General features: G+C 68.3%; 12 protein-coding genes. 7 read left to right on the plus strand and 5 right to left on the minus strand.

All coding sequences use genetic code 11. The features are described 5' to 3' along the window. Positions 1–227: 227 nt before the first annotated feature. From QXK92_RS04315 to QXK92_RS04340, 6 genes are read left to right on the plus strand one after another with little or no spacing between them, the layout of a single operon-like run. A complete protein-coding gene (locus tag QXK92_RS04315) occupies positions 228–722 on the plus strand; it encodes a hypothetical protein (RefSeq protein ID WP_306240434.1) in 495 nt (164 codons plus the stop codon). Continuing rightward, positions 674–1,096, plus strand: coding sequence for a nitroreductase family deazaflavin-dependent oxidoreductase (locus tag QXK92_RS04320; RefSeq protein ID WP_306240436.1), 423 nt, complete (start codon positions 674–676; stop codon positions 1,094–1,096). Before QXK92_RS04315 ends, QXK92_RS04320 begins: the two co-directional genes overlap by 49 nt. 6 nt (positions 1,097–1,102) lie before the next feature. Next, entirely contained in the window at positions 1,103–1,432 is a 330-nt protein-coding gene (locus QXK92_RS04325; RefSeq protein WP_306240438.1) for a TfoX/Sxy family protein, read from the plus strand. Positions 1,433–1,474: 42 nt separating this feature from the next. Further along, the gene (locus QXK92_RS04330; RefSeq protein ID WP_306240439.1) at positions 1,475–2,110 is read left to right on the plus strand and encodes an endonuclease; all 636 of its coding nucleotides are present in this window, start codon (positions 1,475–1,477) and stop codon (positions 2,108–2,110) included. A gap of 7 nt (positions 2,111–2,117) precedes the next feature. Further along, complete coding sequence (locus QXK92_RS04335; RefSeq protein ID WP_306240440.1) at positions 2,118–2,849, plus strand: DUF72 domain-containing protein; 732 nt, start codon at positions 2,118–2,120, stop codon at positions 2,847–2,849. 6 nt (positions 2,850–2,855) lie between these two features. Then, entirely contained in the window at positions 2,856–4,076 is a 1,221-nt protein-coding gene (locus QXK92_RS04340) for an NAD(P)/FAD-dependent oxidoreductase (protein WP_306244190.1), read from the plus strand. Between the two features lie 3 nt (positions 4,077–4,079). Here QXK92_RS04340 and QXK92_RS04345 read toward each other — a convergent pair whose 3' ends face one another. The 5 genes from QXK92_RS04345 to QXK92_RS04365 form a co-directional block, all read right to left on the minus strand. After that, the gene (locus tag QXK92_RS04345) at positions 4,080–6,164 is read right to left on the minus strand and encodes a hypothetical protein (RefSeq protein ID WP_306240441.1); all 2,085 of its coding nucleotides are present in this window, start codon (positions 6,162–6,164) and stop codon (positions 4,080–4,082) included. 88 nt (positions 6,165–6,252) lie between these two features. After that, a complete protein-coding gene (locus tag QXK92_RS04350) occupies positions 6,253–7,740 on the minus strand; it encodes an acetyl-CoA acetyltransferase (RefSeq protein WP_306240442.1) in 1,488 nt (495 codons plus the stop codon). 92 nt (positions 7,741–7,832) lie between these two features. Further along, a complete protein-coding gene (locus tag QXK92_RS04355; protein WP_306240443.1) occupies positions 7,833–9,266 on the minus strand; it encodes an aldehyde dehydrogenase in 1,434 nt (477 codons plus the stop codon). A gap of 17 nt (positions 9,267–9,283) precedes the next feature. Continuing rightward, a complete protein-coding gene (locus QXK92_RS04360) occupies positions 9,284–11,632 on the minus strand; it encodes a CoA transferase (RefSeq protein ID WP_306240444.1) in 2,349 nt (782 codons plus the stop codon). A 4-nt stretch (positions 11,633–11,636) separates the two neighbouring features. After that, a complete protein-coding gene (locus QXK92_RS04365) occupies positions 11,637–12,155 on the minus strand; it encodes a GNAT family N-acetyltransferase (RefSeq protein ID WP_306240445.1) in 519 nt (172 codons plus the stop codon). Between the two features lie 33 nt (positions 12,156–12,188). On the opposite strand from QXK92_RS04365, the gene QXK92_RS04370 reads away from it, so the two are divergent. After that, complete coding sequence (locus QXK92_RS04370) at positions 12,189–13,037, plus strand: SDR family oxidoreductase (RefSeq protein ID WP_306240446.1); 849 nt, start codon at positions 12,189–12,191, stop codon at positions 13,035–13,037. Positions 13,038–13,045: the final 8 nt, after the last annotated feature.

The raw sequence follows: 13,045 nt of genomic DNA on the forward strand, positions 1-13,045 counted from the left end.
GACCCGCCGGGGCCTTCCCGCCACCTGGATCGCGCCAGGCACTGATGTCGCGCTTCCAGTCGTGTTCAACGCCCAGGTGGGAGCCTGGGGTGTGTACACGAGCACTGGTTTCGTCGCCATCAACACGTAGGACCTGCCACGAGACAGCCGCCCCCGGTGGGGGCGGCTGTTTTCGTCTGCAGAGATAAATGCGCAATTTCCGCTGTGCGGAGCTTTAAGGTCCACCCATGGCAGTGTTCATTCGCAGAATGTTCGGGATCGGCAAGATGCCCGCGGACCTGCGGGCCGACCTCGCGACCGAGAACGTCATCCATCTCGCCGAGTTCGTCCCCGTCACGTTCCGATTTAGTGGCTCGGTGCCCGGCAAGCTTGCCACCAGAGGAAACATCCGCAGCTACGTCGGTGCCCTGGCCATCACGTCACAGCGTGTGGTGGGCACGCTGTCGACGGTGCCCCGGCTCGCGGGGCGCGCCATCGACGTGCGCTGGGACGCGCCGAGCGAAGGCCCGGTCCACGCCGAACTTTCCGCTGACGGCCTCAAATTGGACGTCGACATCAGCGAGGTCGACCCAGAGTTCTCCGGCCGGTTGACACTCACCTACAAAACCGCGATTCCCGAAGCGGTCTTGACCACCATTCCGCGCCGGACGTTGTCCTACCACGTCCCGCGGGAATGGGTGCTGCGCGCTCTCGGTGTTCCGGTGGCAAAATCATCCCTGTGAGCCTGAAACGGCAGATCGTACGTCGGGTACAGCGGCTGGTCGCCAATCCCCTCGGCCGCAAACTCCCGGTCACCATGTTGGAGACGACTGGGCGCAAGTCGGGCAAGCCCCGGCTCACCGCGGTAGGTGGCGCCGTGGTGGACAACCAGTTCTGGATGGTCTCCGAACATGGTGACCACTCCGATTACGTCTACAACATCAAGGCCAACCCCCGGGTCCGGGTGCGCATCGGCGGCCAGTGGTACACCGGGGCCGCCCACCTGCTCCCCGAGGACGATCCGCGGCAGCGCCTGCGAAAGCTGCCGCGCTTCAACGGCGTTGGCGTTCGCACCATGGGCACCGACCTGCTGACTATCCGAGTGGATCTGGACTGACCGTCCATGGGCTACGACACCGATCTCGCCAACCGCATCCGGGAACTGCTGGCCGCCGAGCCGACGGACGAGATGCAGATGTTCGGGGGGCTGGCGTTTCTGATCGGCGGCAACATGGCGGTGGCCGTCAGCAGTCAGGGCGGACTGCTGGTACGCGTGCCGCGTGATGACACCGAGAAGCTGCTCCGGCATGCGCACGTCAGTCCCATGGTGATGGCCGGGAGAGAAACCCGCGGCTGGCTCCGCGTTGCCCCCGACGGGGTGAAAACCCAACGGCAGCTTCGCACTTGGGTAACCCGCGGCGCTGACCATGCCCGCAGCTTGCCGCCCAAGTGACCGGGTGCGTTTGCCCGGTGCCGTTGCGGGTACGCCGCCGATATGGACGCTTCGGAGCAGCGGGTACGGCGGCTGCTCAAGGTGGCGGGTACCACCTACGCGGAAGAGGCGGGCATCCGGCTAGCCGACAAGCCGATGCCTTTGTTCCAGCTGTTGGTTCTGTGCATGCTCGCCAGCAAACCGATCGACGCGACGATCGCGACAACCGCCGCGAAAGAACTCTCCGCCGCGGGCCTGCGTACACCGAAGGCAGTACTGGCGGCCGACAGGCGCCTCATGATCGAGGCCTTCGGCCGTGCCCACTACGTCCGCTACGACGAGAGCTCCGCCACGCGGCTCGTCGACATCGCTGAGCGCGTGCGCGACGAATTCGGCGGCGACTTGCGCGAAATCGCCGGACGCAGTGACCACGATGCGCAGCAGGCAGCCCGAATTCTCAAAACTTTCAACGGTATTGGCGACACCGGCGCCTCCATCTTCCTGCGTGAGGTGCAAGACGTCTGGACGTGGGTGCGCCCATATTTCGACGACCGGGCCACCGCCGCCGCCGAAGCGCTCGAACTTCCCGCCGAGCCGGCCAAGCTTTCACACCTTGCGCCGCGCACCAACGCACGACTGGCCGCGGCACTGGTGCGTGCCTCGCTGGACGACGGGGTGTGCCGGCAGGTAACGGGTTGACACGTCGATGACCGTGCGGATCGGCACTTCCGGGTGGTCCTATGACCACTGGACGGGCGTGCTCTACCCGGCCGGCCTGCCCGCAGCGCGACGGTTGCACCGCTACGCCGAGGTGTTCGACACGGTCGAGTTGAATGCCAGCTTCTATCGCTGGCCCAAGGATTCGACGTTCGCGGGATGGCGGGATCAGCTGCCGGCCGGGTTCGCCATGTCGGTGAAGGCTCACCGGGGTCTGACTCACTACCGCCGGCTTGCCACCGCCGGCCCGTGGATCGAACGCTTCGAGCGCTGCTGGCAGGCGCTGGGTGACCGGCACGGGGTGCTGCTGGTGCAACTGCATCCGGACCAGGAGCGTGACGACGCCCGCCTCGACGCGTTTCTGGCCCTGGTGCCGCCGTTCATCCGGACCGCCGTCGAGTTGCGGCACCCGTCCTGGAACGATCCTGCGGTGTTCGCGGTGCTGGAGCGCCATCGCGCCGCATACGTGGTGATGAGCGGCCCGGGACTGGCGTGTGTACCCCGCGCCACGACAGACCTGGTGTACATCCGCATGCACGGACCCGGCCAGGACAGCATTTACACCGGTTCCTATCCCGGTGATCAACTGCGTTGCTGGGCAGATCGCATCGCCGAGTGGACCGCGCAGGACCGCGACGTGTGGATGTATTTCAACAACGACCTGGGCGGGCACGCGGTGCGAAACGCGTTGTCTTTGCGGGAGATTCTCGACAACAGGTGAGGAGTGATCATGACCTCGACTACCTTCGTCATCATCGGCGGTGGGCTGGCTGCGGCCAAAGCGGTAGAGGCGCTGCGCGACAGTGATTTCGACGGGCAGATCGTGCTGTTCGCCGACGAGGAATACCTGCCCTATGAGCGTCCGCCGTTGTCGAAAGACTATCTGGCAGGTGCGAAGTCGCTGCACGATTTCACCGTGCAGAACTCGGACTGGTATCTCGAGCGCCGCGTCGACCTGAGGCTCAACACGCGGGTGGACTCCCTGGACATCGGCGAGCACACCGTCGGCTTCGGCGACGGTGCGACGCTGCGCTACGAGAAGCTGCTGCTGGCAACAGGATCAGCGGCACGGCGCCCTCCGATCCCCGGCCGTGATGCAGACGGGGTGCACTACCTGCGCACCTACCGGGATGCCGTCGCGCTGAATTCTGTTCTCGTGGAGGGAGCTTCGCTCGCCGTCGTGGGCGCTGGCTGGATCGGCCTGGAGGTGGCGGCCGCAGCACGTCAGCGCGGCGTGGACGTCACCGTGGTGGAAGCCGCGAAACAACCGTTACTGGGCGCACTGGGCGAGCAGGTCGGTGCGGTGTTCGCCGATCTGCACCGCGACCATGGGGTCCAGCTACGCCTGGAAACTCAGGTGGAACGAATCACGGTTGAGGACGGCCGGGCCACCGGCCTGGAATTGGCCGACGGGTCCCACGTCACCGCCGACGCGGTGCTGGTCGCGGCGGGCGCCACCCCCAACGTCGAGCTCGCAGAGCAGTCCGGTCTCGAGATGGCCGACGGCGGGGTGGGAGTCGATGCGTCGCTGCGCACCAGCGACCCGGATGTCTTCGCCGTCGGCGACATCGCCGCCGCCCAGCATCCACTCTTCGGCGTCCGCATCCGCACCGAGCACTGGGCCAATGCGCTCAAGCAGCCCGCGGTCGCGGTAGCCGGAATGCTCGGCAAGCCAGGCGAATACGGCGAACTTCCCTACTTCTTCACCGATCAGTATGACCTCGGCATGGAATATGCCGGCTACGCGTCCGGATCCGACAAGGTGGTGTTCCGCGGCGACGTCGCGACCCGCGAATTCGTCGCGTTCTGGCTCGACGACGATGACCGGGTGGTGGCCGGCATGAATGTGAACGTCTGGGACGTGCTCGACGACATCAAGGAGTTGATTCGGTCGCGGGCGCCGGTCGACGCCGGCCGTCTGGCCGATGCGGGTGCGCCGCTGCGCTGACGTTCAGGGATTCCAGGTGTGATCGATGATGTCGGGCGGGTGCTGGGCCTGCAGGCGCTCCCGCTCGGCGCGCCGGCGCTTGATCCTGAGCCGGGCGTCCACCGGCATGGCGACGTGCTCATCGCAGACCAGGTAGTACATGTCGTCCACGGTGTCGATCAGATCCGCCTTCACCCGGCGAGCGCCCAACTCCCGCAACGTCATTCGCAATTCGTGGGTGAACCGGATGGTGGTGTCGTGAGCCTGTTCGCGGGAATTGCGGGCGCTGTCGGCCAATCGCTGCGCCAGCGAAGCGGGAGCCGTCGGAGGTTCGGGTTGCGCGGCGGCTTCGGCGGCCAGCTCCAGCAGCAGTCCGGGGTCGTCCCCGAATGCCGGATTGGCCAGCTCGGCTTCACCGCGCCCGCGGTGTCCGAGGGAGGCGACGGCGGCGTCGAGCGCGGAAGCGGCTGCCGGGGACAACGCGCGGATGCTGCCGACGTTGCCTTCTGCAGCCAGGGCGCACAACGGCGGGTCGGCACGCAGCAGCGCCGCCAGCGCCTTGATTTCGGCCGCGATGCGCTCGCTTTCCATGATCACGCCGACACCGGAGATGCCCGCTCCCGCCCGGGAGCGCTCCAGGGCCGCCGCGGTGATGCCGGAGTCGATCACCCACAGGCCGGTCAGCGTCCAGCCCTGGTGGATACGGTCGCGCAGGAGCCGGATGCGGACTTCCAGGGCGGCGTCAGGCAGCGCGGACAGCGCCTTGGGATCGAGATGCTCCCCGGTCGCGGCGGCGACGTAGGCCTGCGTGTCGGCGCGCAGGTGACGCAGCAGGGCCAGCGACCGCGCGGTCACGACGGCCTTGGCGACCGATCCGCGTGGGCCATTGCTGAGTTCCGGTCGGCCGAACGGCAGCAACTCGTCGGCCGGCGGTTCGGCACCGAGGGTGCGCCGGGCCACGGCATGCTCGTCCCAACCGGGCAACTGGGCGGCCGCGACGATGTTGGCCGACACCCCGACGTAGGGCCGGTGGCCGAAGACCGCGATGGCCCGCTCCGCCCATTCCTGCGCGACCACCTCGCCCAGCGCCAGCACCCGTCCCATCGCCTGTCCGGCAGCGCGCAGGCCGCTGCACTGCACGTCCAGGGTGATGGGGGTCAGCGGCCCGGGCAGCGAGTCCGTGAGGCTGGCCGTGCTGAATACCGGGAAACGCGGGTCGACGCGGTCGTCGAACTCCCCCTCCAGCCCCTCGGGGGCCATGCTGCGCAGTGATTCGTCGACCGGGCGGGGAAGCGTTTCCACCGGCAGCGGAAACTGGCCCGGCGCGGTGATCGCGCCGCCGGGGTCAAGCTTGCGACCGGCCAGCCCGCGGCCGGTGTCCACCACCGCGTCCAGCGCCAGCCAACCGTAGTGGAAATTCCACTCTTCTTGCGCCGCAGCAATATCCAACTCCGGGACCAGGTTCTCCCAGCCGCGCACGCCGTGCAGGCGCAGTCTCGGGTCGACAGACCGCAGCACCCGCCAGGCGGTGATCAGGTTGGTGGTGTCCGGGGTGGCCAGATCGACGGCGCCGGAACGGTCGGTGTTCAGCGCGTGGACCAGGAACCGGGCCAGGTCCTCGATGTGCAACACCCTGATGGGGCGCGCGGACACCTTGGCGCGCATCAGCGTGGCCACCGTGCGGCAGGTCATCCAGTCGAGCTGGCGGCCGAGCGGCGGCGCGATGCGGATGACCAGACTCGGGGCCCACCCGGTGGATACCAGCGTCTCGGCCGGCCGGTACAGCTCGGCTCGGCCGGCAGCCTGGGATACGAACAGCAGCCTGGCCCCCGCCCGTGCGGCCGCGTTCGCGACATGCGCAACGCCGGTGAGGCCGGCGCCGCCCGGGGCGCTGGTGTCGACCGGAGCCAGGTGGATCACCGCGTCGGCATCGGCGGCCAGCTGCAGCAATACCGGGTCGTCCAGCGGGGCGCAGACGAAGTCGACGGCGGGATCGAGGTGGTCGTGCGGGTAGGGGCCGATACCGCTGACCGTGTGCCCGGCCGCGATCAGCTGGCGTGCGGCCAGCCGCCCGACGGTGCCGGCGGCGTCGGTCAGCAACACGTGCACGTGGCGTCACCTCCCGGGGGTATGCCAACGACAATAGGCACGCAGGGCCATCTTGCGCATGTTTGAGTCTGTACCGTGACCCGGCCGGTCAGTGCAGTTTTGCGGTGCCGTCGGCCGCGACGACGACCTTGGCGCCGGCGATGTCATCGCGCACCGTGTCCGCCGCGGCGGCGGGATCGGTGATCACGGCCAGCACACGCGCGTCGTCGGGGGTGCGGACGGCGAGGAACGCCTTCTCCGGCTGTCCGTCCCGGTCGAACGGCGTGGTCCACGACTCGACGGTGCCGGTGCCCTCCCAGTCCACCAGGCCGACGGTGGTGGGCTCGGAATCGACTTCCGCTTGAACGTCTTCCCAGCGGAACTCGCTGCTGCCGGGCTCGGTGCTGTAGACGCCGAAGCTGTGCTTGGTCAGGTAACCGCCGTTGGCGGTGATCAGGCCACGCCGACCCGGGTTGGCGGTGAGCAATTCGGCCATGGTGGCAATGGAGTGCGTGACGTAGTTGCTCCACGGCCCGCCGGCGAAGGTCAGGCCGCCGGTGACGGTGAGCGGACGGGCCGGGTCATCGGTGGCCAGGCCCAATTCGGCGGCCGCGACCTGGACGGCCGACGGAAAGCATGAGTACAGGTCGACGTAGTCGACGTCGTCGATGCCCAGCCCGGCCAGTTCGAGAGCCCTGCGTCCGCCGATCCGGATCGCCGGTGAGCGGTGCAGTTCGCCGCGCTCGGCGATCGCCGAGGTGTCGTGGGCGTCGGTGCCCGCCTGGGGGTACACCCAGCGTTCCGGGGGTACCTGCAACTTCCTCGCCTGCTCCACCGAGGTCAGGATCAGCGCGGCGCCCTGGTCGACCATGTTGTTGGAGTTCATCAGCTTGGTGTACGGCCAGCTGATCATCCGGTTCTGCGGGCCGGGTTGCCGGATTTCCTCGGCGGTATGGGGCCGGCGAATCCACGCGTGCGGATTGTCGGCGGCGACAGCGCTGAACCGCGCCCACAATTCGCTGACCCGCGTGCTGTGTTCAGCCACCGATTCCTCGTTGGCGATCCGCAGCGACTGTTCGAACAGCGGGTAGACGAAGGAGGGCCGGTCCAACTTGATCTTGATCTCGGCGTCACCGGCCATCGGCACGTCGTCGCCCGCGACCTCGGGCATCGGCACGGAGTTGTCCTGCTCGGTCCACACCAGGCGGCGGCCCTGCTTCTTCAGCGCGTTGCGGGTGCGCCACGTTTCGGCGGCCGAAATCAGCACGACGCCGGCGTGGCCCCGCTGGATGTCCAGGCAGGCCCGGTTGACCAGCGACTGAGGAGTGTTGCCGCCGACGCTGCTGTAGCTCGCGGTGAACTTCGTCAGGCCCAGGCGCTCACCGAGCAGCTGGCCGGGATTGCGGTAGTGCGCCGACAGCATATGCACCGCTCGGATGGAATCGACCGCCTCGATCACCCGGGCGTCCGCGGCCTGCCTGGTCGCGGTGACCATCAAATCGACCGGTTCGATGGACGGTTGGTCGGGGTCTGGGTCGTCGCGGTGGTTGACCTGGCCGTAGCCGATCAGCACCGGAGTCCTGGGATCCACGGGCATGGCTCGAACCTATCGCGGCGGGGTTAGGCCCGCATCGCCGCCCGAGTGTGAAGCCAGCTTCACGCTCGGGGGTCGAGGTCAGGCGGGAGAGATCAGGCCGGGCCGGTCCGGTAGATCGACTTCAGCGTGCGGTAGGCCTCCAACCCTTCGGGGCCCAGCTCGCGGCCCATCCCGCTGGCCTTGACGCCGCCGAAGGGGGCGCGCACGTCCAGGGCGTAGTCGTTGACGCCGATGGTGCCGGTGTGCACGGCCCGCGCCACGGCGGTAGCACGGTCGACGTCGGTGGACCACACGGTGCCGGCGAGGCCGAATTCGGTGTCGTTGGCCAGTGCGATCGCCTCGTCGTCGCTGTCGTAGGCGCTGATGGTGAGCACCGGGCCGAAGATCTCCTCGCGGGCCAGCCGGTCGGAGTTGTCGACGTCGGCGAACACTGTCGGTTCCACGAACCAGCCGCGCGGTTGCTCCTTGGGAATCGACCCGCCGGCGACCAGCCTGGCGCCGCTGTTCTTGCCGACGTCGATATAGCCCAGCACCCGTTCGCGTTGCCGCGAGCTGACCATGGGACCGATTTCGGTGCCCGGATCCAGCGGGTCGCCTACCGCCATGCTCGCGGCCAGTGCTGCGACGGCGTCGACGATCTCGTCGTAGCGCGATTTCGGGGCCAGGATGCGTGAGCTCAGGTGGCAGGTCTGGCCGTTGTTGACGAAGGAGGCGTTGCGAAGTCCGCGCATCGTGGCGTCCAGGTCGGCGTCGTCGAGGATGATCGCCGCAGACTTGCCGCCCAGTTCGAGGGTCACCGGCCGCATCAGGCGCCCGCAGGTCTCGGCGACCAAGCGACCGGTGGCCGTCGAACCGGTGAACGCGACCTTGTCGACACCGGGGTGTGACACCAGCGCCGCGCCGACGGCCGGACCGCCCGACACGACATTGAGCACGCCGGGCGGCAGTCCGGCCTCCACCGCGGCTTCCGCGAATACCAATGCGTCCAAGGCGGTTTCGGGTGAGGCTTTGAGGACCACGGTGCAGCCCGCGGCGAGCGCGGGCGCCACCTTCATCGCGGCCAGGGCCTGCGGGTAGTTCCACGGCACGATCGCGCCCACCACCCCGACGGCCTCCCGCCGCACGATCGTGTGTCCGGTCATGCTCGGCCGCACTTCTTCGACGGGAACCTCGGTGACCAGCTGCGCGTAGTACCGCAGCAGTAGCCCCGGGAATGCACCGTTGGCGCCGCGCGACAGCCGGATGGGCATGCCGTTCTCGCGCGTCACCAGTTCACTGGTTGCCTTGGCCCGTGCTTTGAGCGCATCGGCCATCGCGTTCAGCAGGCCGGCGCGAAACTCGGGTGAGCTGGTTCGCCAATCCAGTAGCGCCCGGCGCGCGGCGGCGACGGCGGCGTCGATGTCGGATTCCCTGACGACGGCCCCGTCGCCGAGCGGTTCGCCGGTCGCGGCTTCCACCACGGTTTCGCTGTTGTCGGCGGTCTGGAACCGGCCATCCACAAAAAACTGCGCGAGCGAAGATGTCACGGGCGTGCCTCCTGTGGCTACGACGGCTCCGTTGCCTCCGGTGCGAACAGTACGCCTTCGCCGATCAAGGCCTCGACTTCATCGGGACTCATGCCGAGCAGCTGTTCGCAGATCCCCCGGGTGTCCTGGCCCGGCTGTGGCGCCGGACGTTGCGGTGCGGGCGGGATATGGCGAAACGGAGCCGGGCCGGTTTCGGCAGGCAGCACCCGTGCGATGAGCGGATGTGTCATGTCGCTGAACAGGTTTCGCTGCAGCAGCTGCGGATCCTCGAGGATGTCGGGTGGCCGGTTCATCGGCCCGGCGGCCACCCCCGCTTCCTGGAGTGACTGGGCCGCTTGCAGGGGTGTGCGGGTGCTGGTCCACCGCCTGAGCGCGGCGACCAACCCGGCCTGGTCGTGGGTCGCCTCACCCAAAAGCGATGCCAGACAATCCCATTCGTGGTCCTTGCCGATTGAGACGACGCACCATTCGTCGTCACCGAAGCACGGGCAGACCGCGTGCACGCTGGTGTCGGTGCGGATGTCGGGTAGGCCCGCGGCCAGCGCGCCTTCTGTGACGAACAAGGTGTCGAGTTGGTTCACCACGACCTCGGCCTGGGAAATATGGACGTGGGCACCTTCGCCGTCGCGGTCGCGGCGGATGAGCGCGGCCAGAGCCAGGACCGCGGCGATTCGGCCCACCACGTGGTCGGGGAAGATCGTCGTCGCGTCGTAGAACGAGTGCCGGGCACCCTCGGACCGGGCGTCATCGGAGGTCCACACCCGGGTGGCGCCCGTCGTCGCGCGCACCAGTGGGCCGTAGCCCAGCCGGGTGCTCCACGGGCCGGTGTTGCCGAACGCGCTGCTGCCGGCAAGCACGATCCGCGGATTGAGCGCGGACAGTGTGTCGTAGTCAAAGCCAAGGGAGGCAAGGGTTCCCGGCTTGAAATTGGCGAACACCGCGTCGGCCTCGTTGACCAGGCGCGCGAAGATCTCCCTGCCTTTCTCACTGCGCAGATCGATGCCCAGGGCGCGGTGATTGCGGTGGGCCCAGGCGAATGATTCGCTCATCGCGTCGCCGGCCCGCGCCTGGCGCAGGCCGTCTGGATACTGCGCCGACTCCACCTTGATGACATCGGCGCCGAGGTCGCCGAACAACCGTCCCAGTTCGCCGCCGGCGACGATGATGCCGAGATCGAGGATCCGCAGACCCGCGAGCGGATAGCCGCCGGTGGAGCCGGACGGTGGCGGCACCGGTGCGGGATCTGCCGGCCACCGCGGCGGGTCGTGCCCGACCGCTGGCGCCGGTGTCCGAAAGCCGCAGTGCTCGCCGTCGACCACGAAGTAGCCGGTCGGCACCCGGGCGTGGACGCCGGGCACGAGTTCGGCATCGGTGATGGCCCCCACCTGCTGGAAGTGTTCGGACGCCAGGATCCGCGCCGGGGTGAGCACCGCGGCGATGGGCACCCCGTGCGCCTGCCCGGCGGACACCAACTCCTTCATCGTCTTGCCGGCGAACAAGGTCTCCACCAGCAGACTGATCTGCGGCCACGCCGCGAACCGCGCGCCGATGGCTTCGTACTTGGGATCCTGGAAATCCTCCGGCTCCCCCAGCCAACGTCGCAGCCCGCGCCATTGGCGCGGCGCCATCACGCAGAGCCGGACGTAGCCGTCCTGGCACGGATAGATCGGATAGGCGTCCTGGTTCTTCGGGCGGCCGCGCCACCGGCTGCCGCTGCGCACGCCGGCGGCGGCCTGTCCGTGCGCTCCGAACGCCGGGTCCAGCGCCATGACCACCGCGTCGAAGCGCGAGAAGTCGATGAAATCACCTTTCCCACAACGCAATCGATTGTAGTAGGCGGCAAGTGCGGCCCAGGCGGCCTGCGCCGCCGCGGTCGCCGAGGCGATACCGGTCGGTGGCAGCACGGGCGTACCGACGGTGGGGCCGGTGCGGGACAGCGACCCTGACATGGCGTAGAGCACCGCGTCGGTGGCCCGCCAGGACGAACGCGGTCCCGTCGCGCCGAAATCGCTGATCGCCAGCACCACCAGCTGTGGATACCTGTCGGCCAGATCGGCGCCGGATGTCCCGTAGGCGGCGGCCTGGCCGGTGTCGACGAGGATGTCCGCCGCGGCGGCCAGTTCGTGTAGTTGCCGGCGATCGCCGTCGTCGTCGGGGTCCAGAACGGTGCTGCGTTTGTTCGCGTTGTGCACGGCGAAGGGGATGCTCGCCCCGGCCAGGGTCGGCAGCGTTGTGCGCGCCGGGCTGCCGCCTGGCGGCTCCACCTTGAGTACGTCTGCCCCTAGATCGGCCAGCAGGCGGGTGACCGTGTCGGCATCACCGGCCGACAAGTCCACGACACGGACCGCGTCGAGGAGCTTGGGCATGGCATCACCGTAGCCAACCCAGTGTGCGGCGATACCGCACCTCCTCCGCCGGCTGTCCGCCGTACACCCTGCTGCGCTCTGTCCCGTCGGGTTGCCAGCCGTCGCGTTCGTAGAACCGGCGTGCCCGGTCGTTGCCGCGCAGCACCCACAGGGCCGCGGCGGTAAACCCGCGGGCCGTCAACCGTGCCCGGGCAGCGTCGATGAGCAAACGGCCGATGCCGGTGTTGAGGTGGGCCGGATCGACGTAGAGCGCCATCAGTTCACCGAGATCCGCAAGTTCGTCGTCCCGGCACAGGCCGACACTGGCAAAGCCGCAGATGGTGTCCTCGCGCACGGCCACCAGCGTGGACGGTATTCGCAGGCCCACCCGCCCGAAGTCGTACCGCGACGTCCATGCTTCGGGTGTCAGGCCGTCCAGATAGTCCTGGTCGATAAGGCCCCGGTATGCCGACCGCCAGGATCGCACGTGCACCCCGGCCACCTCGGGGGCATCGGTGGGGACGGCGTCGCGTACCTCGGTCACCGTTGCAGTATCCGGCGGCCTAACGTGTCTGGCATGACAGATTCGGGATCGGTCGGGTTGAAGGTGCGCGACAAAGTGGTGGTGGTCACCGGCGGAGCGCGGGGCATCGGGCTGGCGACGGCGACGGCGCTGCACAAGCTGGGTGCCAAAGTGGCAATCGGCGACATCGACGAAGCGACGGTCAAGGAATCCGGTGCTGACCTCGGCCTCGAGGTGTACGGCAAACTCGATGTGACAGACGCGAATTCGTTCGCAGATTTCCTGGATCAGGTTGAACGTCAGCTGGGGCCGATCGACGTGCTGGTCAACAATGCCGGCATCATGCCGGTGGGCCGGATTATCGACGAGCCCGACGCCGTCACCCGCCGCATCCTCGACATCAACGTCTACGGCGTGATCCTGGGCAGCAAGCTGGCCGCCCAGCGGATGGTCCCGCGCGGGCAGGGCCATGTCATCAACATCGCCTCACTCGCCGGCGAGATGCACATCGTGGGGCTGGCCACCTATGTCGCGAGCAAGCACGCGGTGCTCGGCTTCACCGATTCCGCCAGGCTGGAGTACCGCTCGGCGGGCGTGCATTTCTCCTCCGTGCTGCCCACGTTCGTCAACACCGAACTCGTTGCGGGTACCTCCGGGATGAAAGGCTTCCGCAACGCCGAGCCGGCCGAGATCGCCGCCGCCGTCGTCGGGCTGATTGCGCAGCCCAAGCCGCGGGTGCGGATCACCAAGATCGCCGGGGCCATGGTCACGTCGCAGAAATTCTGGCCGCGCCGTGCCGCCGAGGCGTTGAACCGTCTGATCGGCGGTGACCACGTCTTCACCGACCAGATCGACGTCGAAAAGCGCCGGGCCTATGAGGCACGTGCGCGCGGCGAGGAGTGAACTCGTAA

The organism is Mycobacterium sp. TY815, assembly GCF_030755135.1.
GTDB lineage: Bacteria > Actinomycetota > Actinomycetes > Mycobacteriales > Mycobacteriaceae > Mycobacterium.

Bases quoted from the DNA above. Each gene is read 5' to 3' on its own strand.
- QXK92_RS04315 (WP_306240434.1), top strand. From the start codon at position 228: ATGGCAGTGTTCATTCGCAGAATGTTCGGGATCGGCAAGATGCCCGCG.
- QXK92_RS04320 (WP_306240436.1), top strand. From the start codon at position 674: ATGGGTGCTGCGCGCTCTCGGTGTTCCGGTGGCAAAATCATCCCTGTG.
- QXK92_RS04325 (WP_306240438.1), top strand. From the start codon at position 1,103: ATGGGCTACGACACCGATCTCGCCAACCGCATCCGGGAACTGCTGGCC.
- QXK92_RS04330 (WP_306240439.1), top strand. From the start codon at position 1,475: ATGGACGCTTCGGAGCAGCGGGTACGGCGGCTGCTCAAGGTGGCGGGT.
- QXK92_RS04335 (WP_306240440.1), top strand. From the start codon at position 2,118: ATGACCGTGCGGATCGGCACTTCCGGGTGGTCCTATGACCACTGGACG.
- QXK92_RS04350 (WP_306240442.1), bottom strand. From the start codon at position 7,740: ATGCCCGTGGATCCCAGGACTCCGGTGCTGATCGGCTACGGCCAGGTC.
- QXK92_RS04360 (WP_306240444.1), bottom strand. From the start codon at position 11,632: ATGCCCAAGCTCCTCGACGCGGTCCGTGTCGTGGACTTGTCGGCCGGT.
- QXK92_RS04370 (WP_306240446.1), top strand. From the start codon at position 12,189: ATGACAGATTCGGGATCGGTCGGGTTGAAGGTGCGCGACAAAGTGGTG.